The 25,400-nt window shown below is 39.6% G+C and carries 22 protein-coding genes and 1 pseudogene; 5 read left to right on the top strand and 18 right to left on the bottom strand.

Annotated elements, in window-relative coordinates:
* Positions 1–25 precede the first annotated feature (25 nt).
* Both secA and secM read right to left on the bottom strand, forming a co-directional pair.
* Entirely contained in the window at positions 26–2,722 is a 2,697-nt protein-coding gene (gene secA / locus BKK50_RS06365; protein WP_077416444.1) for a preprotein translocase subunit SecA, read from the bottom strand.
* Between the two features lie 121 nt (positions 2,723–2,843).
* Complete coding sequence (gene secM / locus BKK50_RS06360; RefSeq protein WP_077416441.1) at positions 2,844–3,143, bottom strand: secA translation cis-regulator SecM; 300 nt, start codon at positions 3,141–3,143, stop codon at positions 2,844–2,846.
* 76 nt (positions 3,144–3,219) lie between these two features.
* On the opposite strand from secM, the gene BKK50_RS06355 reads away from it, so the two are divergent.
* Positions 3,220–3,549, top strand: a complete 330-nt coding sequence (locus BKK50_RS06355; protein ID WP_077416416.1) for a DciA family protein — start codon at positions 3,220–3,222, stop codon at positions 3,547–3,549.
* Here the strand turns inward: BKK50_RS06355 and BKK50_RS06350 are convergent.
* Genes BKK50_RS06350 through aroK form a run of 3 tightly spaced genes read right to left on the bottom strand, consistent with a single transcriptional unit; the run spans position 3,539 to position 6,042 of the window.
* Entirely contained in the window at positions 3,539–4,390 is an 852-nt protein-coding gene (locus BKK50_RS06350) for a Dam family site-specific DNA-(adenine-N6)-methyltransferase (protein ID WP_077416414.1), read from the bottom strand. The two genes, BKK50_RS06355 and BKK50_RS06350, sit on opposite strands and share 11 nt — an antisense overlap.
* 1 nt (position 4,391) lies before the next feature.
* On the bottom strand, positions 4,392–5,480 hold the full coding sequence (aroB, locus tag BKK50_RS06345; RefSeq protein WP_077416412.1) for a 3-dehydroquinate synthase: 1,089 nt from the start codon (positions 5,478–5,480) through the stop codon (positions 4,392–4,394).
* A gap of 19 nt (positions 5,481–5,499) precedes the next feature.
* Complete coding sequence (aroK, locus tag BKK50_RS06340; RefSeq protein ID WP_077416410.1) at positions 5,500–6,042, bottom strand: shikimate kinase AroK; 543 nt, start codon at positions 6,040–6,042, stop codon at positions 5,500–5,502.
* A gap of 258 nt (positions 6,043–6,300) precedes the next feature.
* On the opposite strand from aroK, the gene BKK50_RS06335 reads away from it, so the two are divergent.
* Complete coding sequence (locus BKK50_RS06335; protein ID WP_077416439.1) at positions 6,301–7,143, top strand: ZIP family metal transporter; 843 nt, start codon at positions 6,301–6,303, stop codon at positions 7,141–7,143.
* Positions 7,144–7,149: 6 nt separating this feature from the next.
* Positions 7,150–7,959, top strand: coding sequence for a hypothetical protein (locus BKK50_RS06330; protein WP_143529769.1), 810 nt, complete (start codon positions 7,150–7,152; stop codon positions 7,957–7,959).
* Positions 7,960–8,108: 149 nt separating this feature from the next.
* Here the strand turns inward: BKK50_RS06330 and plsB are convergent, their stop codons facing one another.
* On the bottom strand, positions 8,109–10,538 hold the full coding sequence (gene plsB / locus BKK50_RS06325) for a glycerol-3-phosphate 1-O-acyltransferase PlsB (RefSeq protein ID WP_077416406.1): 2,430 nt from the start codon (positions 10,536–10,538) through the stop codon (positions 8,109–8,111).
* 158 nt (positions 10,539–10,696) lie between these two features.
* Between plsB and lexA the strand changes: the two genes are divergently transcribed.
* Positions 10,697–11,320 (top strand): transcriptional repressor LexA, encoded by a 624-nt coding sequence (gene lexA / locus BKK50_RS06320; RefSeq protein WP_077416404.1) that lies wholly within the window; start codon positions 10,697–10,699, stop codon positions 11,318–11,320.
* A gap of 70 nt (positions 11,321–11,390) precedes the next feature.
* On the opposite strand, the pseudogene BKK50_RS12830 reads toward lexA, so the two are convergent.
* The 7 genes and pseudogenes from BKK50_RS12830 to BKK50_RS06295 all read right to left on the bottom strand — a co-directional run.
* Positions 11,391–11,821: pseudogene (locus BKK50_RS12830) on the bottom strand (transposase); the annotation flags it as partial.
* Between the two features lie 198 nt (positions 11,822–12,019).
* Positions 12,020–12,430, bottom strand: a complete 411-nt coding sequence (locus BKK50_RS12685; RefSeq protein ID WP_208606200.1) for an alpha/beta hydrolase — start codon at positions 12,428–12,430, stop codon at positions 12,020–12,022.
* A gap of 17 nt (positions 12,431–12,447) precedes the next feature.
* Positions 12,448–12,555, bottom strand: coding sequence for an alpha/beta hydrolase (locus BKK50_RS12680; RefSeq protein WP_208606199.1), 108 nt, complete (start codon positions 12,553–12,555; stop codon positions 12,448–12,450).
* 18 nt (positions 12,556–12,573) lie between these two features.
* The gene (locus BKK50_RS12675) at positions 12,574–12,780 is read right to left on the bottom strand and encodes a hypothetical protein (protein ID WP_208606198.1); all 207 of its coding nucleotides are present in this window, start codon (positions 12,778–12,780) and stop codon (positions 12,574–12,576) included.
* 3 nt (positions 12,781–12,783) lie between these two features.
* The gene (locus BKK50_RS06305; RefSeq protein WP_077416402.1) at positions 12,784–13,977 is read right to left on the bottom strand and encodes a Bcr/CflA family multidrug efflux MFS transporter; all 1,194 of its coding nucleotides are present in this window, start codon (positions 13,975–13,977) and stop codon (positions 12,784–12,786) included.
* A 1-nt stretch (position 13,978) separates the two neighbouring features.
* Positions 13,979–14,677 carry a 16S rRNA pseudouridine(516) synthase RsuA gene (gene rsuA / locus BKK50_RS06300; RefSeq protein WP_077416401.1) on the bottom strand — a complete coding sequence of 233 codons (699 nt, stop codon included), beginning with the start codon at positions 14,675–14,677 and terminating at the stop codon, positions 13,979–13,981.
* Positions 14,678–14,781: 104 nt separating this feature from the next.
* Positions 14,782–15,405 carry a DUF1919 domain-containing protein gene (locus BKK50_RS06295; protein ID WP_143529768.1) on the bottom strand — a complete coding sequence of 208 codons (624 nt, stop codon included), beginning with the start codon at positions 15,403–15,405 and terminating at the stop codon, positions 14,782–14,784.
* A gap of 187 nt (positions 15,406–15,592) precedes the next feature.
* Here BKK50_RS06295 and BKK50_RS06290 point away from each other — a divergent pair, with 187 nt between their 5' ends.
* On the top strand, positions 15,593–17,863 hold the full coding sequence (locus tag BKK50_RS06290) for an NADP-dependent malic enzyme (protein WP_077416399.1): 2,271 nt from the start codon (positions 15,593–15,595) through the stop codon (positions 17,861–17,863).
* Between the two features lie 61 nt (positions 17,864–17,924).
* Here the strand turns inward: BKK50_RS06290 and BKK50_RS06285 are convergent, their stop codons facing one another.
* From BKK50_RS06285 to BKK50_RS06265, 5 genes are all read right to left on the bottom strand, one after another.
* Complete coding sequence (locus BKK50_RS06285) at positions 17,925–19,145, bottom strand: capsule biosynthesis protein (RefSeq protein ID WP_077416397.1); 1,221 nt, start codon at positions 19,143–19,145, stop codon at positions 17,925–17,927.
* A 407-nt stretch (positions 19,146–19,552) separates the two neighbouring features.
* Entirely contained in the window at positions 19,553–21,622 is a 2,070-nt protein-coding gene (locus tag BKK50_RS06280; RefSeq protein WP_077416434.1) for a capsular polysaccharide biosynthesis protein, read from the bottom strand.
* Between the two features lie 119 nt (positions 21,623–21,741).
* Positions 21,742–23,412: an RNA-binding domain-containing protein gene (locus tag BKK50_RS06275; RefSeq protein ID WP_077416395.1), complete on the bottom strand. Its 1,671-nt coding sequence runs from the start codon at positions 23,410–23,412 to the stop codon at positions 21,742–21,744.
* Positions 23,413–23,794: 382 nt separating this feature from the next.
* Entirely contained in the window at positions 23,795–24,751 is a 957-nt protein-coding gene (locus BKK50_RS06270) for a phage baseplate protein (RefSeq protein ID WP_077416393.1), read from the bottom strand.
* Between the two features lie 35 nt (positions 24,752–24,786).
* Positions 24,787–25,400 (bottom strand): CDP-glycerol glycerophosphotransferase family protein (locus BKK50_RS06265; RefSeq protein ID WP_208606197.1); only part of this gene is annotated, 614 nt, incomplete at its 5' end.

Genomic DNA, 25,400 nt, shown 5'->3' with positions numbered 1-25,400 from the left:
CAAAAACAACCGCACTTTTAGCCCGTTAATGGTATTTGGCACGGTTACCGTGACAATGCTTGTATTTTTTTCCCGATCCACAAGGGCAAGGCTCATTACGACCGACACGACGATCTGCATAATCCTCTTCCTGTGTCACCGCATTATTTTCCCCTATTGGGTGGTGAGTTTGGCTTTCTCGTTCCGCCATTTCTTGACGAAGACGTTCAGCCTCTTCTATCTCTTCTTGGGTTCTCACTCGAACACGGGTTAAGGTTGTGATCACGTGGTGTTTTAAGGAATCCAACATTTCCGTAAACATACGGAATGACTCTTTTTTATATTCCTGTTTTGGATCTTTTTGAGCATAGCCACGTAAGTGGATACCTTGACGAAGATAATCCATCGCCGCTAAATGTTCTTTCCAAAGTTCATCTAAGGTTTGTAGCATCACCCCTTTTTCAAAATGGCGCATACTTTCTTCGCCCACTAAGGCTTCTTTTTCCTTATATTCTTTTTCAGCAACGTCAATAATGCGTTCACGTAGATTTTCTTCGTGAAGATTGCTGTCTTCTTCGAGCCAATGTGCGATAGGCAATACCATACCAAACTCTTGTGCCAACCGTTCTTCCAACCCTTTAATATCCCATTGTTCCTCTAAGGATTGTGGCGGGATATATTGGTCGATAACATTATTGAACACATCGTGGCGAATAGCCTTGACCGTCTCGGAAATATCATCATTATCCAATAAATAATTGCGTTGTTCATAAATGGCGTGGCGTTGATCGTTGGCGACATCATCATATTCAAGAAGATTTTTACGACCATCAAAGTGGAAGGCTTCTACTTTTGCTTGGGCAGAGGCAATCACTTTCGCCAACATTTTGGACTCCATCGCTTCACCCGGCACGGTGAAGGCTTTACGCATTAAGTTGAGCTTGCCCTCGTTGAGGTAAATTCGCATTAAACCATCTTCCAAAGACAGGTAGAAACGGGAAGAACCCGGATCCCCTTGACGACCGGAACGGCCACGCAACTGGTTGTCGATACGGCGTGATTCGTGACGCTCCGTACCAATAATATGTAAACCGCCGGCTTTCATCACGATGTCGTGATTTTTCTCCCACTCGGCTTTTAACGCATCAAGTTGCGCTTGAGTAGGATTGTCTAATTTAGCCGCCTGGGCTTTCCAGTTACCGCCAAGGATAATATCCGTTCCCCGTCCCGCCATATTGGTAGCAATCGTTACCGCCCCCGGGAAACCCGCTTCTGCGACAATTTCAGCTTCTTGTTGGTGGAATTTTGCATTTAAGACATTGTGTTTAATGCCCGCTTTATCCAATGCTTTCGACAAAACTTCCGATTTTTCCACCGAAATCGTCCCCACCAATACCGGTTGTTGGCGTGCAACACAATCTTTAATATCATCAATAATCGCATTGAATTTGTATTCTTCATTTTCAAACATCAAGTCTGTGCGATCATCACGAATCATTGGGCGGTTTGTCGGAATGACGACCGTTTCTAAACCGTAAATTTGTTGGAATTCAAAGGCTTCCGTATCTGCCGTCCCCGTCATACCCGCCAATTTTTCATACAAACGGAAGTAATTTTGGTAAGAAATGGAGGCGACAGTTTGGTTTTCACTTTTAATCTCAACCCCTTCTTTGGCTTCAATCGCTTGGTGTAAACCGTCAGACCAACGGCGTCCTGCCATCGTCCGTCCGGTATGTTCATCAACAATGACGATTTCGCCGTCTTTCACAATATAATCTACATCACGCTCAAATAAGGTGTGTGCACGCAATGCCGCCATAATATGGTGCAATAAGACGATACGGCCCGGTGAGTAAAGAGAATCCCCTTCCGGCATTAACCCTTGTTCAATGAGCCAATTTTCCACTTTTTCCTGACCACGTTCGGTTAAGTGAGCTTGTTTGGATTTGAGGTCTAAGGTGAAATCCCCTTCCCCTTGATATTCATCGGAATCTTCTTTTTCTTGCTTAATTAAACTTGGAATGAGTTTATTCACCGCAATGTAAAGATCGGAACTGTCTTCGGCCTGACCGGAAATAATTAACGGTGTGCGAGCCTCATCAATGAGAATGGAATCCACCTCATCCACTAAGGCATAACCTAAAGTGCGTTGGAAACGCTCTTCTTTTGAATGGGCTAAATTATCACGCAAATAGTCAAAACCCAATTCACTGTTTGTGGCATAAGTGATATCAGCAGCGTAAGCGGCACGTTTTGCTTCAGGCGGTAAACCCGGAATATTCACGCCAACACTTAGCCCTAAAAATTCAAATAATGGGCGGTTGGTTTCTGCGTCACGTCGTGCCAAATAGTCATTCACTGTCACCACGTGTACCCCTTTTCCTTCAAGGGCAATTAAATAACAAGGGAGTGTAGCGGTTAAGGTTTTCCCTTCACCGGTTCGCATTTCAGCAATACAGCGGTTGGTTAACACCATCCCACCGATCAACTGAACATCAAAGTGACGCATACCTAATACCCGTTTACTCGCTTCTCGCACGGTAGCAAAGGCTTCAGGTAGGATGTCTTGCAAGGTTTCACCCGCACTCAAACGCTGGCGAAATTCATCGGTTTTCGCGCGAAGCTGTTCATCACTTAAGGCTTCAAATTCAGGCTCTAATTGATTAATTTTGCTCACTTGTTTTTTAAGTTTGCGTAAAATACGGTCGTTACGGCTACCAAAAATTTTCGTTAAAATGCTCATAATTTCTCTTTCTAAATCATTTGTTAAAATTAAGGAATGAGTGAAATGTTGCTCACTCATTGCCAGAGTTAATGGTGTGCCCCTTTAATTTCATTGTGTTAAAGGGACAGAGTCTAAGAAATTAAATGAGTAAAGGACCGGCTCGAATAGGGGCTTGGCGATTTAATACCGCCACCACAAAGTGCGGTTGAAAATCGGGTTGTTTTTTTTCGAAATAGTTTGCCGGAAAAGCTTGGGGGGAAGGTCGTTGTACATAGCGAACCACCTTTGCGCTTTCCAACACCTGTTGGATAGAAATCTCAGAGGAACAATTTTCCGCCCGGTTATTTTCTAAACTTTGCGTATTAGGCAAAGCAAAAATCGCGATCACACTTAATAGTAACCGCGACCAAAAATAAGGGGGGCTTTTGCCTAAAATCATCATTTTGTTGTTTCTGATAAAAATTGTGTGTATTGTAGCGGAAATTTAAATTGATGTCATTTATTGGGGCTACTTCATGGAAAACAAGGCGGAACGTTATCAAAAGGCGATGAATATTGTGGAGGTGATGGAGCAATCTTCTTTTTCTCAAATGATGAAAAAAGGCTTAGCCATTCACGAGTTAAATCAAAAAATTCACCAGATTTTTCCGCAAGAATTTCAAGGTTTAGTGCGTATCGGTCAGATTAATGGCGAAAAACTTTTTATTGAAGTGGCTAATGCCATTGTGCGACAAGGGATTTTATTTCGTCAGACGGAATTGCTCAGCCTTATCCGACCTGAATACCCACAAGTTACAAAATTAGAGGTAAAGATTAACCCCGAATTTAAGGGAGTTACGCCTTAAAAATCGCAATGAGTTCTTTCACTTTCACCCGTTTTGCCGCATTTTGGCTAATGGAACGTTGCACTTTCACGGCTTTAAATTTTGCCCCTTTGTAGATTTCACGAGTGAACTTGGTATCGTGATTGGAAATCAATACCGGAATTTGTTTTTCTTTTTGTATTTTTTTTGCCGCTTCCGCTAAAGTGCGTTGATGGGTCAAGCCAAAATCATTGCCGGCATAACCGGTGAAATTGGTATGTTGATGTAGCGGGGCATAGGGGGGATCACAATAAATCACCGAAGTCGTATCGGCCAATTCAAAGGTTTCTTGAAAATCACCACAAAAAAAGACCGCACTTTGTGCCTTGTGCGCAAAATAACGCAATTCATTTTCCGGAAAATAATGGGTTTTATAAGCCCCGAAGGGCACATTAAATTCATTTTTGCTGTTATAGCGACACAAGCCATTGAAACCAAAGCGGTTGAGATATAAGAAAATTACAGAGCGTTCAAAAGGATCGGTGGATTTATTAAACTGTTGGCGTTTGGCGTAATAATACTCGGGTGTGTTGGCATTCGGTGCATCGAACAGTGGTTTGCAGGCTTCAATGTAGCCCTCAACATTTTCTTTGACAAGATTAAATAAATTAATTAAGTCAGGGTTAATGTCCGCCAAAATGTAGCGTTCAAAATGGGTATTTAAAAATACCGCACCCGCCCCAACAAAAGGTTCTACCAAACATTGTTTTTTCTTTGGAAAGGCCTTGTTGATTTCGTCAGTTAAACGAAATTTACCACCGGCCCATTTTAAAAATGGGCGGTGTTTGATTTTGGACTTAATTGGCTTTTTCGGACGTGGCATTTTAGTCCGTTTGCGTACAACGTCGAATGGCGTTTAACACCAAATGATGATCGGTATCTGTCGCTACATAGGCTTGTCCAAGGGATTTTAGCAACACAAGACGCAATTTACCGGCCAGCACTTTTTTATCACGCATCATATGAGGTAAATAATCTTCCGGTTGCATGGTATCCGGCGATACTGTCGGCAAATTTGCTCGGGCAAGAAGTTTTTCCAGGCGGGAAACATCGCTGACAGAAAGATGACCTAATGCTTCAGAAAGTGCAGCGGCCATCATCATTCCTGCGGAAATGCCTTCACCGTGCAACCAATTGCCATAGCCTAAATGGGTTTCAATGGCGTGCCCAAAGGTATGACCAAGGTTGAGTAAAGCCCGATCACCTTTTTCCGTTTCATCACGAGCCACCACATCCGCTTTGATTTGGCAACAGCGTGCAATACAGTGTTGCAGGGCATCTTGTTTTAGCGCAACGAGATCATCAATATGTTTTTCTAACCAAACAAAAAATTCATAATCAAGAATTGCCCCGTATTTAATCACTTCCGCAAGACCAGCATTGACTTCACGTTTTGGCAAAGTATTGAGTGTCAATGTATCAATCAACACCAAGGAGGGTTGATAGAAAGCCCCGATCATATTTTTACCCAGTTCATGATTGACAGCAGTTTTTCCGCCAACAGAAGAATCCACTTGAGAAAGTAACGTGGTGGGAATTTGAATTAAACGCACGCCACGTTGATAACTTGCTGCAGCAAAGCCTGCCACATCGCCAATCACCCCACCGCCTAAGGCAATAATAGTGGTATCACGTCCGTGATTGCCTTTTAAAAGTGCGGTAAAAATAAGATTTAAGGACTCTAGGGTTTTGTATTTTTCACCATCGGGAATAAGCACCGATTCAACCACGGCACCTCGTTTTTCAAGGGTTGTGGTGAGTGTATCCAAGTAAAATTGTGCAACGGTAGGATTGCTCACAATCATGACCCGTTCCCCTTGGTTTATTGGGTAATTTGGTTCATCTTGGAGTAGACCACTGCCAATTAAAATCGGGTAACGACGTTCTTGTAATTCTACATTGACGCACAACATAATTTATCCCTGTCTTGTATTAAAGCGAACTATTTAATCCGTTCATATTGTCAATTAAATCAACAATTTGATTTACCATCACTTTGGTGTTTTGCTCATCAGTTGGGAGTGTGATATCGGCAATTTCTTCATAAAGCGGATTACGAATTTTCGCTAAATCCTCTAATACTTGACGAGGATCATCAACCCCTTGTAAGAGCGGTCGTTTTTTATCGCGTTGTGTGCGTTGGAATTGTTTATCAACGGTTGTTTCCAAATAAATGACAATGCCACGGGCAGATAAATAATTGCGGTTATCTTTCGACATCACTGCACCGCCTCCGGTAGAAAGTACGATGCCTTGCATTTGTGTTAATTCATTGATAACCCGTTCCTCACGTTTGCGAAAACCTTCTTCGCCTTCTAAATCAAAAATCCAGCTAATGTCCGCACCGGTACGCTCTTCAATCACTGCATCCGAGTCTAAAAAGTCCATACTTAATTGTTGTGCTAATTGGCGCCCAATCGTGCTTTTACCTGCACCCATTGGTCCCACTAAAAAAATATTACGTTTTTCAGCCATTGTTTTTTTCTAACGATAAATTTACTCAAAATTGATCTTTTTAAAGAGAAGCAAAACTACGAAGGTTGCCAAAAGATCACCCAATAATCTTTGGGATTATCGCAATAAATCACCCTAATTTTCAACCTTTAAAGGGAATTTATTTTGGAAAACTTTAAAGAGCGGTTAGAAAATGTATTTTTATTTGCCTATCAGATTAACAGATTGAGCTTTTATTCTGGTAAATGTATAGTAGCCCCAATTTTTATGGGGAATTTTATGACGACAGTTTTTCACTCTTTTTTAATGCTTAATCCTGTATTACAGGCATTGATCGCCGGTTTATTTACTTGGTTTTGTACCATTTTCGGTTCGGCTTTTGTTTTCTTTTTTAAACAGGTTAATCAAAAATTGCTGGATAGTATGATGGGATTTGCTGCCGGCGTAATGATTGCCGCTTCTTTTTGGTCGTTGTTGGAGCCTTCTTTTGAATTTAGTAAACAAAATCAAAGTGAATGGTACTGGCTCCCAACTCTCATTGGTTTCTTAATAGGTGGGCTATTTTTACGTGGAGTGGATTATCTTGTTCCTCATTTGCATTTAAGTAAACCTATTGAAGAGGCGGAAGGTATGCAGCCTCGCCGTAGACTGTCGAAATCGATGTTACTTTTCTTGGCAATCACGATTCATAATATTCCTGAAGGGCTTGCGATTGGTGTGGCATTTGGTGCGGTGGCAACGCTTGGTGAAAATGCAGACAGTTTTCCATTGACATTAAGCGCTGTAGGGCTTGCGATTGGTATGGGGTTACAAAATGTGCCGGAGGGTTCCGCCCTTTCTATGCCTCTTCGGGCTGAAGGACATAGCCGTGTCAAAGCTTTTACTTATGGTGCATTTTCCGCCATTGTTGAGCCTATTGGTGCAGTGATTGGGGCATTATTTGTGATCTCTATGACATCCATTCTTCCTTATGCTCTCGCTTTTGCCGCCGGTGCGATGATTTTCGTTGTGGTTGAAGAACTCATTCCTGAATCGCAAAGTAACGGTAATACAGATATTGCCACGCTCAGTCTTATGCTCGGATTTTCATTAATGATGATTTTAGATGTTGCTTTAGGGTAAAAGCCTGTGATAAAGGTGATTGGCAAGGAGATGCAGCTTGATCTGATACGTCGGGTTAATGAATTAGATGCGACATACCGTAGGCTTGGGGTGTCCTATGGCTTAGTTGGTGCAATGCCTTATCATACGCCTGTTGCGTGGATTGAACATGGCAGAAAAACAAAGTGGCGATATGGGGTTGAGTTTGAGATAAACTTAGCCGAAATCGTACTAGGGGAAACTCAGTCTTTATGGGCTAATGGGCTAGAGTATGTCTGTCGGGTAATTTCTCATATATTGTATTTGCGACTGGCTGATTATGAAGGAGGGATAACGAAGGATAACTCTATTCCAAATGGGGTAGAGGTTGTTCTCGTACCAATGACACGCAAAGAGATTATTGCACATTTAGAAGCAGTAATGAATGATAGACACATACGTCCATTTCTCATGGAAGAAGAAAATGCCGCATTGCACGTTACAGTCGATCCTTTTGAAACCATAGAGCAACAACGAGCATTTTATCGGTTTTGGAATGATGATCGTTTCTTCCATGATTTCGCTGGTATTGCTGGTCGAGAAGAGAATGGTTATATCAAACAACGAAAGAAACCACACTATAATAAAGAGGGATGGATGAAAGCCGACACAATAGACGACCATTACTATCGTTGTTGTATCAGAGAGAATGGTGCAATGGAAGTGAGGGTGTTTAAAGCGTTTTACGACAAGAAAAAAATTAAGGCACAATTAGATTTAGTGCACCAAGTTAATCAGTTAGTGCGTAATGCAGTGAGTGGGTATAGCACAATTAAGAGGTTGCTCCACTCTCATTGATAATGATTAATCCAGGCAAAAAAGCATTATCACAATCAAGATAGCATCCCCATTGACGTTCATGATAAAACCAAATAATGCCAATAGCTAAAAAGGATGCTGGCATGGCATCCTTTTTGTTAGGGAGATTTGTTACATCTTAATTGTTATTATTCCATCTCTTCCGCTTTTTCAACCGTGCCTCTAATAGTTAGGCTAATTTCCGTTGAAATGAGATGTTCAAGAATGGAAGAAAAAGTATGTAAATAAGGGAGGTTGCCCTGACCTTGTTCATTGAAATAGCCTTCCTCTTTTAAATTCGCAATAAATGCAGAAAATACGGCTTTATCAAAGAATTCCGGCGCATTAATGCCATGTAAGACAGAAAGGCGTTGTGCTACCAATTGACTCTCCTTTTCTAATGCTGAACGGGAAATTTGCGGATCTTTTTGTAAAATTGTGATGGTAATGTAGTAGCGTTGCAAAATTTCACGTACACCAGCAGACCAAAGTTGTAAAATTCGTACTTTTGAACGATTGATAGAAAGGAGGTTTTCACGGCTGTGAATCACTTCCTGGCGAGTGAATTCTACAATAATTTTACCAATTTGCTCCCTTAATTCTTCTTGGTTGAAATGTAAAAATAATTCCCCTTTTAAGAATGGGTAAATCTTGCTCACTGCCTCTAATAAGAGATCTTTTTGAATCGCTTCATAATGCAACACTACACTTGCCACTAAAGAAGGCAAGACAAAGGCGTGTTGGATATTATTGCGATAATACGTCATCAATACCGCTGAAGTCCGCTCAAGGCGAACAATTTCACCAAAGTTATCTTTTTCGACTAAGACACCCACACGATCAAGACTCAATACGTGTTCTAACATCGTTTTGGGTAAATCCGTTGGGAGTACCATATCTTCAGAATAAGGTGCGTTTTGTAACATTTGCTGATAGCTGTCTAGCTGCTCAAGTAATTGTTCACGGGCAAGAGCACGCTGACGAGAGGAAAGTAATGCCGTTCCCACTAAATTCATCGCATTAACAGCTGCTGCTTTATTAATATTCACCATAACTTGATAAGAAACTGAATCCACCGCTTGATTAAACCATTGAGGTTTGTCTTCGTGACTATTTTCTTTCCAATCCGGAAAATGTTGATTGAGATAATTGGACAGGGTAATTGGCTCACCAAAATTCACAAAACCTTGCCCTAAATTTCGTAATTTTTTAATCATACGAATCACTAAACCGGCATTTTCTTTTTCTTTTGCCGCACCGCGTAATTCTTTTGCGTAAGTATCGACTTCCAATACATGTTCATAGCCTACATAAACCGGTACAACTGAAATTGGACGTGTTTGGTGATGTTGAAGGGCTTGTAATGTCATGGACATCATACCTGTTTTAGGTGCGAGCAAACGACCGGTACGGGAGCGCCCCCCCTCAATAAAATATTCTACCGAATAACCACGATGAAATAATTCCGCTAAATATTCACGGAAAATCGCTGAGTAAAGCCGATTACCTTTAAAAGTACGGCGAATGAAAAAGGCCCCCCAGCTACGGAAAATACGACCTACCGGCCAGAAATTGAGGTTAATACCTGCAGCAATATGAGGTGGCACTAAGCCCTGGTGATAAAGTACGTAAGAAAGCAACAAATAGTCAATATGGCTTCGGTGGCAAGGAACATAGACAATCTCATGACCTTCAAGGGCTAATTTACGAACGCGATCCGCATTTTGCACATCAATACCAGAATACAATTTATTCCATAACCAACGTAAGAAACGGTCTGCTGCTCTAAGGCTAGAATGGCTCACGTCTGCTGCGATTTCATCTAAAATTTTATAGGCTTCTTTTTCTGCTTTTTCACGAGTGATATTTTTACTTTTCGCTTCATCCTCAATCGCAGCTTGAATGGTGGTTGATTGTAGGAGTTTATTAAACATCGCTTTACGATTTGGTAAACGTGGACCCGTAGCTGAGATACGTTGACGTGCAAAGTGCATTTTTGCCACGCGCGCTAATTTTTGCGCCATTTTTTCATCGGAACTATGTTCATTTGCCATATAACGCAATGAAACCGCTTGAGAAAAACGTACAAAAGTATCACGTCCAAACCAAATTGCCGAAAAGGTTTTTTGTATGCCATTCAATAGGCGTAGGTTGGGTAAACCGGCTTTATCTTCGTGCCCTGGTGAACGTCCCCAAAGCACGGAGACAGGGACGATTTGTACATCTAAATCTTCAAAAGTACGGTGTAATTCTAAATATTTATTAAATACTTGAATAGTTTCATCTTTTGCACCTTTTGATTTAAAAAAACGGCGCCCCTCATCTAAATACACATAACGAGGCAAACTTACACCATGTACATTATTTTTTTCAGCCGGATCCGGCAAGTTCAAATCTAAACAATGGCGACGAAAAATGACAAAATCTGTCTGTGAGGTATAAGGTAAAACATAGACGATGGGTTGGGAAAGATTAAGTTGGAGTTCTTCAGCTGGATTGGCAGGAATCGGGTTATTTTTTACCAAGAATGATAAGGGAAATTCTAACAGTTTACGATAGGCATTCACGATACTCGACATAATCAGGTTCTCTTTTGTTATCAATTATCGGGGAAATAATATCATATTCGTACGTTTATCACTCCTTAAAATTTTTAGATGAAATATAAATAACGGTTGCAACAGCCTTTCTTCTGTATATAATGTCAAAATCTCTGTATATAACAACAGGAGTGACTATGAAACCATTAACTAACCGACAACAGGAAGTATTAGATTTATTAAAACGGCATTTAGAAACAACCGGTATGCCGCCTACTCGAGCAGAAATTTCGCGTGAATTGGGCTTTAAATCCCCTAACGCGGCAGAGGAACATCTGAAAGCCTTAGCTCGGAAAGGGGCGATTGAAATTATTTCAGGCGCATCACGCGGTATCCGTATTCTTGATGACAACACTCCTGATGAGCAGGAAGGATTACCGTTAATCGGTCGTGTTGCTGCGGGTGAGCCGATTCTTGCAGAACAACATATTGAAGGTACTTATCGTGTAGATGCGACCATGTTTAAACCGCAAGCTGATTTTTTACTTAAAGTCTATGGACAATCTATGAAAGATATCGGCATTTTGGATGGTGATTTGCTTGCAGTGCACAGCACAAAGGATGTCCGAAATGGGCAAGTTATTGTGGCGCGTATTGAAGATGAAGTTACCGTAAAACGTTACGAACGCAAAGGATCTGTGATTTATCTTCACGCAGAAAATGAAGAGTTTCAACCTATTGTGGTAAATTTGGAAGAACAGCCTTATTTTGAAATTGAGGGTATTGCGGTAGGTATTATTCGGAATAATGCTTGGATGTAGCTATTAACCAAAGCTAAAAGTGCAGTCAAATTTATCTGCCTCCAAAAATTAGACTCACTTAATTAAGTGACTAAACTCTGTATTGTACAGAGCTTAGTCCTTTTAGTTTGGGTTGAATCCGTTCAGGATTATAGTAATGAATATATTCATGGATAGCTTTTTCAAGTTACTCAAACGTTTCAAACCGCTTGCCGTAATCATAATCACATTCCGTTTTTAATCAAGCAAAAAAAGCGTGCCATAGCGCTATGATCTAGACAATTTCCTTTTCTCAACATACTTTGGCTAATCCCACTTCCTTTCAAAAAAACGTTGATAGCCCTGCATTTGATATTTTCCCCCTTAGCTCGGAATAATATATTGGTTTTACACAATACAACCTTGCTATAACCCAAGCTATCATTTTGTTAATCTGTGCAAAATTTAGGATGGAGAAACGTCATAGACAATAATTTCTTCGTTAAACAAGTCTTTAATCAGTGGTAAATAAAGTTTACCCTCCACAATCGGTTAATGATTAAACTGGGCAATCCAACGAGCTAATATTCTCTCTTTAAGTGCGTACTAGGAGCATTTTTTTACCATTTTGTAGATAAAACCTGATGACTTAGTGTTTGTTTAGTCATAAAAATATGCGTCTTAGTTGGTTAGTATTTAGTCCAACTTTTGAGAGGTAAATCAATCATGGGGGATTCTCTATTATTTTCCCGCTTTTGCCGCCTGCTCAATCAATTCAACCGTTGCCTGTGGTTGTGAGATCAATGATAAATGACTGGCTGCAACGCTTTTTGTTTGTGCTTTAATCATATTAGCAAAAGATTGTTGAACCTTAAACGGTAGCGCATTATCTTGTTCAGTCAATAAATAATAGCTTGGTTTGGTTTTCCACGCAGGTTCGTTAATTTTTTGACTGAAGGCTTTCGCACTAATTGGGGTTTGAGTAGCAAATAATAAGGCAACTTCTTTCAATGGTAAATCATTCGCCATTACTGCTTGATAAGTCTCAATATTTGGCAGCCAGATCATACCTTGTTCATCAGGTTGTAAACCTTCATTTAGAGCTTGATGACGTTCCAATGCCATCGCTGCATTTTCCTGAGTATTTGGCACAATTGCGGATAAATAGACTAATTTTTGACTTTTTCGTGTTGTCCTACCTGACTAATCACCATACCAGCCCATGAATGTCCGACTAAGACTACATCGCCCTTTTGACGGTTTAAAACTTGTTCCACAGCCAACACATCATCTTCTCAAGAGGTCAAGGGGGGTTGCACAGATGTAACTTGATAGCCTTTTATCTGCAAAGATTCAATAATTGAGCGATAACTCGAACCATCAACAAATGCACAGTGAACGAGAACGATATTTTTGATCATTGTATTTTCCTCTGAAGCTTGAGTAGTTAAAGCGATACTTAACATCGCTATATAAGCGAACTTTTTAATTAAATTAAACATTTTTTATCCTTTCAAATTCCGATAAGTCAGAAAATAATAAGCCAGTGCGGCAATGATGACACAAGCGCCCATTATCAATAGCATTGGGACGGCGGTGTCCATTTTCATGGTGGCGACCAAACTCCCCATTACTGCACCGGTGGCAAAACGCACACTTCCTACCAAGGAATTGGCGGTGCCGGACATGGTGGGGAATTTTTCTAAAATAGAGGCCATCGCATTAGAGGAAATCAGTGGATTTTGCCCAACGAAGAAAGCCACACCGATTGCCATTGCCCAAAAACCGAAATCAAAAAGTGCGGTTAAAATAAGCCACATTCCCGATAAAAATTGAATACTTAACCCCATACGGAGCATGGTTTCCGCACCAAGTTTGGTGACAAACCGTCCGTTAAGGAAAGAGGCAAAAGTCATAATGGCGATATTCAGCATAAAGAAATAGCCGAATTGATCCACGGGAATGCCATAAATCCCGATATACACAATAGAGCCTGCCGTGACAAAGGCAAATAATCCACCAAATCCAAACGATGCGGTGAACATATAGCCCAGCACTTCTTTCTGCTTCCATAGGCTGATAAAGTTTCGAGCAATAATATTCAAACGCAGGGGAATGCGATTTTCTTGTTTGTGGGTTTCGGGAATGATAAAAAATACCAGTAGGGCAGATAATGCACCCATTAGGGCAATCACATAAAAAATCGCATGCCAATGAAAATATTTGACAATATAACCGCCGATAATGGGCGCAATTAAAGGGGCAATCATAAATACCAAGGTGATGGTAGACATCACTTTTGAAAGCTCATTTTTGCTAAATAAATCCCGTAATAATGCGCCTGAAAGCACCACCGGTGCGGCACCAAAGAAACCTTGCACAAAACGAAGTGCGGTGAAATTTCCAATCGCATTGATTTCTGTTAGCACCAAAGCAGTGATAGCACCGATAATCACACCCAGTAAAATGATGGGTTTTCGCCCAAAGCTATCGCCGAAAGGCCCCCAAAATAATTGTCCGAACGCCATGCCATAGGCAAAGGCAGTGAGGGTATGTTGAACTTGTTCCGGGCTAATTTTCAGATCTTTGGCAATTTCTAAAAAAGCAGGCAGGTACATATCCACACCAAAAGGTGGCAACATGGATAATATGCCGAGGGTGACAATAAAGATAAAAGTCGGTTTAATGGTTTTGCTCATATTAGCTTCCCAAACTGGCAATTTCTTCGGGGGTGAGAGCGCGATATTCCCCTTCTTCTAGGTTTTCGTCTAAGATCACAGCGCCGATTTTCCAACGGTGTAATGCCTCCACTTTATTGCCAAGGGCGGCAAACATTCGTTTTACTTGGTGATAGCGCCCTTCCGAAATGGTGAGGTTCACATTGTAATCATCTAAAATTTCAAGTTTTGCGGGTTTGGTGGGTGTTTTTTCTCCCCGTAACAAAATCCCTTCTTCAAAGGTTTGGGCATAATGCGCTTCAACCGGATCAGCCAAGGTGACCAAATAGTTTTTTTCACAATGATGTTTTGGAGAGGTGATGCGGTGTGACCATTGTCCGTCATCAGTGAGTAAAACCAGCCCGGTGGTATCCACATCTAAACGTCCGGCACTGTGTAATTTCCCCGCCAGAGGATAATCAAAAAATTGATAAATGGTCGGATAGTCGCCATCTTCATTGGAACAAATATAGCCCTGAGGTTTGTTCAACATAAAATATTGTCCGTTGTCCAGCCAAGTGAGCAAGGTATCTTCAAAGTAAATTTCATCGTCCTGTGAGATTTTGCGGGCGCTGTTTTTTTCAATTTCACCGTTAATTTTGACCGCACTTTGGCGAATGGCTTTGGTGGCTTGAGAGCGGGTTAAACCGGTATTTTCGGCAATGAATTTATCTAATCGCATAAGAATTTCTCTTTTTAAATTATTAGGAGTGTTTTACAGATTTGAATCTGTCGGTAGGAAAAGAAAAATAAAAACACCCTATGGGATTGGGGGAGAATGGCAAACTAGGTTTGATTAAACCAAGTTACATAATCAAATTGATCGTAATATTTCCTTCCATTCCAATCGGAAAAAGCAAATAAATCGCCCACTTGGTTTTGCAGTTCAAATCCTTTGATGTAAAACGCAGAGCGTAGTTCAGGATAAGGTTTGTGGGTAAAAACGACTTTATTTTTAAAAGGAAGTTGATCAAATGCCACCAGATCGTCATAGGCAATACCTATTGCTCCATCTTTATCAGTCATCATAATAAATAAATTATCCGGATTAATTCGAGCAGAGCGGGTCAGCCACTTTTCTTTGGCTTCTTGGGCATTGTGATAATGCATAAAATGAATTTCAATATCTGCCAGTTTACCCACCGGATAGCTTTTTTCAGAAGCGGTAAATTCAAGGGATTGTTGCTGATAAAAATCAATATGTTGCAAATAACGAATAAAGTTTTTAGGGCTTAAATAAAGATTCACGAAAGGTGAATTAAAAGGTTCACCAAGATCGTGCAAAATAAATGCGCCTACACAGTTGGCGGAGATAACCGTCATACCGTGATTTTTTAAACGAGATCTGAGCTGGTGATTAATGAATTTTCTTTGCAGTTGATTCACTGCCGTTTTGATTTTTGATAGCAATAGCGCCTCTCCTGATTGGCGGTATGCTACTCTCTTTAACCTATGAATTCAACCGGTAATTTTGTAACAAATTTGTAAAAATTTGCGGTTCATCACAAATTTGGGCAAAAAAAGGGAGTATAATCAAGCGATTTTTTCAATTTGGTTCTGCGAACCAAGTTCCGTATCACGACAATGGAGTATTTATATGAGCGAACAACTACGCCAAGCAGCATTGGATTTCCACGAGTTTCCTATTCCCGGCAAAATTGAAGTCACCCCAACCAAATCATTGGCAACCCAACGTGATTTAGCCTTGGCTTATTCTCCCGGCGTGGCGGAACCCTGTTTAGAAATTGAAAAAGATCCCTTGGCATCTTATAAATATACCGCACGGGGTAATTTGGTTGCGGTGATTTCAAATGGTACAGCAGTCCTTGGATTGGGCAATATCGGTGCACTTGCCGGTAAACCGGTGATGGAAGGCAAGGGCGTATTATTCAAAAAATTTGCCGGTATCAATGTCTTTGATATTGAGGTGAATGAACATGATCCGGACAAATTAGTGGATATTATTGCCTCTCTTGAACCCACTTTTGGCGGGATCAATCTTGAAGATATTAAAGCACCGGAATGTTTCTATATTGAACAAAAACTGCGTGAACGGATGAATATTCCGGTTTTCCACGACGATCAACATGGTACGGCGATTATTAGTGCGGCGGCGATTATTAATTCACTTCGCATTATTGGTAAAAAAATTGAAGAGGTTCGTCTTGTGGCTTCCGGCGCAGGAGCCGCTTCAATTGCCTGTTTGAATTTATTGCTTTCCCTTGGAATGAAGCGTGAAAATATCACTATTTGTGATTCAAAAGGGGTGGTCTATAAAAATCGTGGTGATCGTATGGATCAAACGAAAGAAGATTACGCTATTGAAGATAATGGTTGGCGTAGTCTTGCCGATGCCATTCCGAATGCGGATATTTTCCTTGGCTGTTCCGCAGCCGGCGCATTAACACAGGATATGGTAAAAACCATGGCGGCACACCCGATTATTCTTGCCCTTGCTAACCCTAATCCGGAAATTACGCCACCGGAAGCCAAAGCGGTACGTCCTGATGCTATCGTTTGTACCGGTCGCTCTGACTATCCAAACCAAGTTAATAACGTGCTTTGTTTCCCATTTATTTTCCGTGGGGCGTTAGATGTGGGCGCGACCACCATTAATGAAGAAATGAAACGTGCGGCAGTTTATGCCATTGCCGATTTAGCCCTAGAAGAACAAAATGAAGTGGTGACTTCAGCCTACGGTGGAGAAGGGGCAACATTTGGTGCAGATTATGTGATTCCGCGTCCTTTTGACCCTCGTTTGATTGTCCGCATTGCCCCTGCTGTGGCAAAAGCGGCAATGGATTCCGGGGTGGCGACACGCCCTATTTCAGATTGGAATGAATATAGTGAAAAATTGACACAATTCGTTTACAAGACGAGTTTATTTATGCGTCCAATTTTTAGCCAAGCCAAATCGGCAAAACAACGCATTATTCTTGCTGAAGGTGAAGAAACTAAAGCCCTGCACGCCGTACAAGAAGTGGTTTCTATGGAGCTTGCCTCGCCAATTTTAATTGGTCGTAAAGCAGTGATTGAGGAAAAAATCAAAAAACTGGGGTTACGCTTGGAAGTGGGGGTAAACGTTGAAGTGGTGGATAATGAAAATAATCCACGTTATGAAGAATGTTGGAAATATTATTACCAGCTCACAAAACGAAAAGGCATTACGCCGGCAATTGCTAAACGTGTTGTGCGCTCAAATACCACCGTGCTTGCCGCTATTTTGGTTAATTTAGGCTATGCGGACGGATTAGTCTGTGGTTTATTTGGTTCTTATGGTAAACATTTAGATTCCATTAAAGATATTATTGGCTTAAAAAATGGCGTGAAAACTGCCGCAGCATTAAATAGCCTTGTATTGCCAAGTGGTAATGTTTTCTTAACGGATACCCATGTTAATGATGACCCAAGTGCCGAAGAATTAGCAGAAATTACCTTAATGGCGGCAGATGAAGTGCATCGTTTTGGTATTGAACCGGCTGTGGCTTTACTTTCCCACTCTAATTTTGGTTCATCAAACACCCTTGGCGCCCCCAAAGTGCGTGAGGCCTTGAAAATGGTGCAAGAACATAATCCGCAGTTAATGATTGATGGTGAAATGCGAGGGGATATTGCACTTTGTGCCGCACAACGCACAGAAGTGATGCCGGATAGCCCATTAAAAGGTTCGGCAAACTTACTCGTGTTCCCGAATTTAAGTGCCGCACGCATTAGTTATAGTTTATTGCGGGGCACGACCACAGCGGTGACCGTAGGACCTATTTTGATGGGAATGAATAAATCCGCCCATATCTTAAACCCGAGCGCTTCCGTTCGCCGTATCATTAATATGGTGGCGTATGCCGCAGTAAAAGCACAACAAGACTAATTTTATTCAGTCAAAAAGTGCGGTCAATAAAATCATTGTTTTTATTGACCGCACTTTTGTTCTATTGATTATATGGAAATTTTAGAATGACTTGATTATAAAAACTACCATTTATCATTGTCTTGTATAAATGGTATTTTCGATAAGCATTAAAAACCCTTGGATCGGGAGGAATTGGATTAGTCCAAAAATCAGTTAGGTTACCTTGATGTGTCAATCCCTCAAAATCATAATTTGCCCGTCCAAGTGTGATAACGGGCATATTGTGATGTAAGGCTGAAATGCCGCTTGTACTATTGATTGTTACCATTCCTTTTCCATAACGTAGCAATACCGGCAATGGTACATCGTGAATATAATAAATTCTTCCTTTCAGGTGGGGATAATGTTGTTCTAAGGTTTGAATTGTGTGGCGATAATCAATGATCCCTCTATCCATTGGATGATGTTTTATGATTAAATTCAGATGTGTGGGCGCATTTTCAGCAAAGGAACGAATCACGCTTTTTAGAAATTCTTCTACGCTACCATAATCACAATGAACTTTCACTTGGCTGTCATCATAGACCTGTAATGGCACCACGAAAAATTCTCCTAGCTTTCCTGTACTAACTCGTTTTGCAAAGGTGCAATCACGCAAAGAGTAACAAGTGCGCTTAATCAAAGATTTCCCCCATAATTTAATATAATACGTGAGATTTAAAATACGGTGATGTTGATATTTCGGAAAATCAGCGTGCTTGCGGTATGACTGAACATAATAAATAATTGCCCGCTTTGCCATTGGTAGAAAACCTTTTGCGAGTTTTAATGGTTTTGGTGGTTCGGGTAAGTTCTTTGCTTGTTCAAGGAAAAAGGCGGCTTTCCTTGGTAATGTTGAAAAGGCATTGACCCCTATTTTTTCAAACGTGATGTAATCTGGGCGGAAATATCCTTCTTCAAACACCCAAAAATCCAAACCGAGCGCATTGGCGACTTTTTTCGCAATTTTGTGGTATTTTCGGTTATCACCAAAGCAAATAATGGAATCAATTGCATTTTTCTCACAGAAAAGCAGCAATGTAGGATAAAACTTACTCACACAATGGGTATAAGCAATCGTATTTTTAATAGAGAGGGGATAAAAATATGAATCTCCACCATTGAAATTAATTTTATAAGTTGTTTTTCCCAGTGATTGCAGCCAAAGAGATAAGTCGGTAAAAAAAGCACCGAGAGGTCCTTGTAGCAACAATATTTTTTGAGATTTTTGCACTAACTCATCTAAATTATGTGGAAACATTATGATAAACCTTTAGAGATTATAAATTGTTACGATTTTATTAGTGATTAAATCGGTATTATATCGCAGTTACACAAACTTTATTTTTGCCTTATTGGCAGGGAAACACGGCGTGTGTCCGTTGTAAAAATCAAATTATTTCAATATGTTATAAACAGACACACGCAGTCTTTCTGAAATGACGGCTTTTGTGCATTTTCTACATAATACCGGATTAAATGGCGTTTAGATTGAATTAACTAATTTTTCTCAACATTCCCCTTTCTTTATTTAAAGGAGAATATTTTGCATAGAACAATTAAAAAACACCTTATTTTGCACAAAAATAATTTTATTTGCAAAATAACTGATTATAAATATAAGTTTTTGTGGGAAATTAATTATATTTCTATATTTTTAGTACAAATTCATTTTTTTAATGCTGTCATCAAATGTTTCAACTTATCCCATTGTTTAGCCAGCCTATTACGATAAATGCCACTATGTTTGAGCGATTTACGCTGTTGTTTGAGCAAATAGACCGCTGATAAAGCATTCGTAAATGTCCCGGTGTGGGGATTGACATATTGCGGATAATGAATCAACGTGCCTGCAATCAGTTCCAATAACGTGAGTTTTCTCATACGGCGGGTAATAGGCAATTTATCCATCGTGAGTCCCCAGCCAGCGTAAAATGGTAAACCGTAGCAATATACTTTTTTGCCTCGTAATAATGCCTCGAATCCGGCAAGCGATGTCATGGTATGCACTTCGTCCACTGCTTGAATGCAATCTAGCACATTTTCACTATTGGCAATTTGATCGGCAAATTTGACAGCTTGTTCGGGGGGGATATGCCCTACACGGTTGCCACTCACCACATCGGGGTGTGGCTTATACACAATATACGCTTGCGGATTCGCCACACGTACCGCTTTTAATAAGCCCAAATTGGTGAAAATTTCAGGTGAACCATTTTGAATAGAAGCATCGTCTTCCACCTGTCCCACCACCAAAATTTTGGTTTTATTGGTTTGAGGTAAAATGAACTGACGACACCCCACATTATATTTGCCGATATGTTGAGCGATCAGTACCTGCTGCAACTGAGCGGCTTGGGCTAAATCGCCTTCGCTAAAGGCTTGAGTTTGCAAAATTTGCTCAAGGCGAGAAGGGCTTTGAGCATTGAAATAAATACCCAAATCATCACAGACGAGGGAAAGCGGTGCGACCAAATTAGAGCCTAAACCCACTGAGCGAATAAAACCATCTTCCATCCGCAACACCGCAATGTCGTGTTGGTTAGCATAGTCCAAAGCTGTCGCGTTGCCTGTTCCCCACACTAACAAGCGGTCAGATTTTTCCCATTTTTTACCATTAAGTTTTGCTATGTTAGAAACAAAATGGAGCTTGCAACTGGGCAAGTTGAAAAATGGGCGAATCACCGCACGTTTCCATAGGGATATTCCTACACAATAAAGATGACCACGCAAACGATTATTCAATTCCTTCATTCGTGTAAGATAATCGATCACATCAAAAATTGTGCCGGCTTGTCCCGTATTTGGATTGATATATCGACTATATTGAAAATACGCAACATAAAACAACTGTAAAACTGACCGCACTTTTCGGCGTTTACTTTGAGCGAGGGCTTTCGCCTGAGGGTGACGATCTTCGGTTACGCCCCAGCCTGCAAACCACGGCACACCAAACGTGACTACCTTTTTTCCTGCCAGCAATGCCTCAAAGCCCATTTGCGAGGTCACACAATAGACTTTTTCGACCTGTGCAATGAGAGAAAGCGGATTCACATCTTCTGCTAAAATTTGCACATTATCTGGCAAATTTTCTTGTAAGGTGAGATAGCCCTTTTTCTTACCGGAAAGCACATCAGGGTGCGTTTTTACGACAATAATTGAATGCGGATTTTCTGCAATTGCGGCTTGTAACATTGCTTGAAAATGTGAATCATCAGCTTGACCGCACTTCACCGCCATATCACCAAAGGTTTGATCTACCACCAAGACGGCAGGTTTTGTAAAACTACCTGAAAAATCGAGCGCTTGATTATACTTTGACAAACGAGCTTGCAAGATCAAATCCCGTGCTTGTTTTGCCTCTTGCGGTGGCTTGACATCTTGTGCCAACAGCAACAGCTCAAGCTGAGAAGGGGAGCGGGTATCGTAATAAATCCCCACATTATCATAAACCAATGAAAGTGGCGGATAACCTTCCACCCCAAGCCCGATGGAACGGAGAAAACCGTCTTCTAATGCCACAAACAGCAAGTTATGCTGCGCAGCATAAGCCCGAGCTTTTTTCGTGGAAGGACGACGCCCCCAACCTAGCACTTTATTCGCCCGAAATTTCAACCAAGGACGGTAAAAAGCAAGCCTTTCATTTGGAAAAAATGAGGCTAAATGCGGAATTTTCTGGATTCCACGTGAGAAGATGAGAGCGGTTGGCTGGAGATTGTTAACTTTTTCTTTCTGCAATTTTTCTATTTCTTTCTGCAAAAACACATTTTCTTTCTGCAAAGTAATTTGCTAACATTTTGATAAATATAGAAGTTTTCTAAGATTTATTCTGCAAAAATGCATTTTCTTTCTGCAATTTATACTTTTACTAACTTCCATATTGGTTTAGTTCTTGTACCTACATTTTCAATTACTTTTTCCCTACGCAGTTTTGTCAGTAGGTTAGCAATCTTCTTATCTTTTTGAATTACATCAAGATCATCACTCAATTTTGAGGACAGTAATTCATTAATTGTCGTACGGTCAGCCTGCTCAAACTGCGTTAAATAATCAACGATAAGTTTTTTATAAAAATCAGAATCTTGGACTTTGGTATGAATATATTTTACCTTATCTGTTATTGGGTAAGATTTTTGCACTACCGCAGAAACAATATAGTTTGGTTTTCTACCTTCGATAAATCCTTGTTTTCTCAGTTGTTTGGCAACATTATTGTCAATTGGCAGTTTCTTTTGAACTCGATCTAAAGCACAAATATCACTAAACAGAATATCTGTATTCATAATCAAACGTGTTGTATAAGCTTCATTTACCACATCACCATATAATGTCAGCTGAACAGTATTGTGCTGGCTTACGTCATAATCAGGTAGAGGTAAATAACGTTTAGCTTGTTTTTGATGCATTTCATAAATACCATAACCCATCGTATCAATCATATTTAATTGCACCATTGCTTGAGCAAGGAATGCATTACGATATTTTTTAGGCGTTTTTGTGCCATCAATATAATCTGTTGGCGAGCCTTCAGCAAAACTTCCCGCATTTTCAAATAGCAATCTATCTGTTTTTTCTGTTACAAGAATGCGACTATTTAGCAAATAATCTTGATGAGCAATACAATTATGCAATGCCTCTAATACAATTTTCTGATCGTATTTTGAAATTTCTTTCGCTATTAATGAATTTTGTGGTAATAAACGAATCTGAAAATTACGAATTTTTCGATATAACTCCGTAGAGTTTAATAAAAAAGGAACTGAAAAATGTTCATAAGCATTTTCATCTCGTGTATTTAATTTCCACGTTAATTGTGCAGGGTGAGGTGAGAGAAAAAATGCAGATTCACTTTTTCCAAGTAATAACAACGTTGTTCTCGTAATTTTCCCATTTTGGGTTAACTTTGCTTTATCTAAGAAAGTGTTTAAATCCCAAGCATTGACTTCTTCAGCAGAGAAACGGTTAGAGAATTTTTTAATAAACGCTTCTTTTGCGACTTTTATGGCTGATTCATCTAAATCATTTAATGAGGCTTCAGGAATTACTTTTGCAGACCAATCTTCGATATTACGGAGCCGATCTAATTTATCTATGCTTAGAGCAGAGAGGCTTTCTCCCGCTCTACCATAAAAATGACCTTTCCAAGCGACAGGCATACCTAAAGGAGCGGCAGGAATTTCAAATAAAATGACTCTTTTCCCCTCATAGTCAAGTTCATAAATATGGCGAAAAGTAATAGTAGGATCAGTATTTTGCTGAATCTGAAGTTTTAATTTATCTAGCGTCAAATTTTCATTACCACTGTTTCGATAATCTGTACCAACCACGTTTCTTTTTTTATTATTTACACCAAAAACTAACCAAGCAGTATTGTTCTCTTCTAATCTTGCTTCATTAGACAAAGCAGAAAAGTATTTACCAATATCATCTGTCTTAAAATCATTTCCTGCCTGTTTAAATTCAATAATTTCATTTTCCCAAGTAGAAATAAGGTTATCTAAAAATGATTTTAGTTCTAGTTTAGTCATAGTATGGTGTTAAATAATCTCAAATGTTATGGATAAAACGACAAGTATAACAGCATATATGTTGTTTAGTGTTAGTTAATGTTTATCTTTCTCAAAACTGCTAGTAAAATTGACCTCTTGATTATATTTGGAAAGCCGTGCTTTTAAGATAAAATCCAACACCTATTGATCCTCTTGAGGCTTTGCAGATTCTTGCGCCAATGTCACTTGTTCAAGCTGCGAAGGCTAAGGAGAGCGGGTTCGTAATAAATACCCATCTCATCATACACGATAGAAAACGGCGGATAGTCCACCACACTAAGTTTATCCGCTCGAGGTTTCAACCAAGGGCGGTTGGTTGGAAACTACAATTTTTCTGATACTAGAACATTCTAAATATGCGTTATGATTGATATATTCGGACTATTCGGTTACCTTTATTACCAGATGCAATACAATGAAACAATTTATGAACACTATTTTGGTCTTGTGAGAAATAAATACCTTCTGGTTCCCAAAGAGAGCTATCTCCTGTCGTTAGAGCTTCATTTTTTCCAATACGATACCCATTAGTATAATTAAGTAATATGCCATCTAATGAATAAATTAATAATGCTTTATCTCGAGTTGTAGAGCTAGAACCTAACTGTATAATCACATTATTCCCATTTGATGCTATGCCTTGCATTGGATATTCTTTATTTTGGGATATAGGTGAAACCTCCCATTGGTAAAGGTAATTATTAGATAGATCTTTCTGCTTTTCTGTAATTTTAATATCAAAGATTCGAATGATTGATATATTATCTTTTTTTCTATATCCACGAGCAATTAGATATTTTCCATCTGAACTTATAATTGGCATTGTCGAACCTTTTGATTTGAAATTTTCTTCATCAAAAAATTTAAAAACTTCATAATTAGTTAGCTCACTATCTGCAATATAATTAAATCGTATACCGTGTAAACCAAAATTATGAATCAGTTTTCCAGCAGATGACCATAACAATATGTTTGAGTCGATTTTTTGAATAGAAATGCCTTGATGCCCACAAACGTTTTTTAAATGCATATAGCTAGATGCTTTAATTGGATCATCCGTTGAAAATGAATATTGGCATAAGTAGCAATTATGTTCTTTTCCGCCTACATGCTGTGTAAATAATAAATTATCTTTTATATCTATAGCAAAGGATTGAACAACGTTGGTAGCGTATTCTCCAATCCTTTGCAAGGTTTTAAAATAATTCGCTTTCATATAATATGAAAGTGATAATGCATGTAACTCTTTAGGAATAAATAACGCTCCTAAAGAAATTAAACAACTTTTGATAAAGTATCGTCTTTCTAAATTTCGCATTATAGTTCCTATTTGTTTTATGGATTATGTGATAATTATTGAATCACTTCTAATCTTGCATTATCTAACAGATAGTTAGTTTCAGCAATTTCTTGTAATTTCTTAGCAAACTCATTATTACGAGTGCTTGAAATTGTTAGTAAATAATCCATTGCTTTTTGTCGCTGATCTTTTAGATAGTCATTTCCATTTAATACTTGTTCTAATTTGTTACATAATTCTTCGATATTTGAGAATGTATATGCATAGTCTTCATAACTCATGTCACTTTGCGCAGTCTTAATCTCTTTATCTGCCGGAATATAAACAAATATAGGACCATTTGCGGCTATACACTCAGAAACTACTGCTGAAATATCGCAGATATAAACATTAGTATTTAGCAATAATTCACTAACAGGTACCAATTTATCTGCAACCGTAAAACTTGCACCTACCCTTTGAAGTTCTTCTGACACATATTGCGGAGCATTAGCTAAAATCTTATCGCGTGAGCCCGTTACTGGATGAAATTTGGCACTAATATGTAATCCGAAACGATGGTGAATTTCGATCAACATTGCTGCGGATAAACGAGCTGATGAATAGTTTCCTTCCTCGTAGACGCCTTCCCACGTTGGTAAATAAAGTATTTGGGGCTGTACTAGAT

This window comes from Rodentibacter rarus (assembly GCF_001998965.1).
GTDB lineage: Bacteria > Pseudomonadota > Gammaproteobacteria > Enterobacterales > Pasteurellaceae > Rodentibacter > Rodentibacter rarus.
The sequence above is the reverse complement of the archived record's forward strand: the minus strand, read 5'-3'. Positions and strand labels throughout refer to the sequence as shown.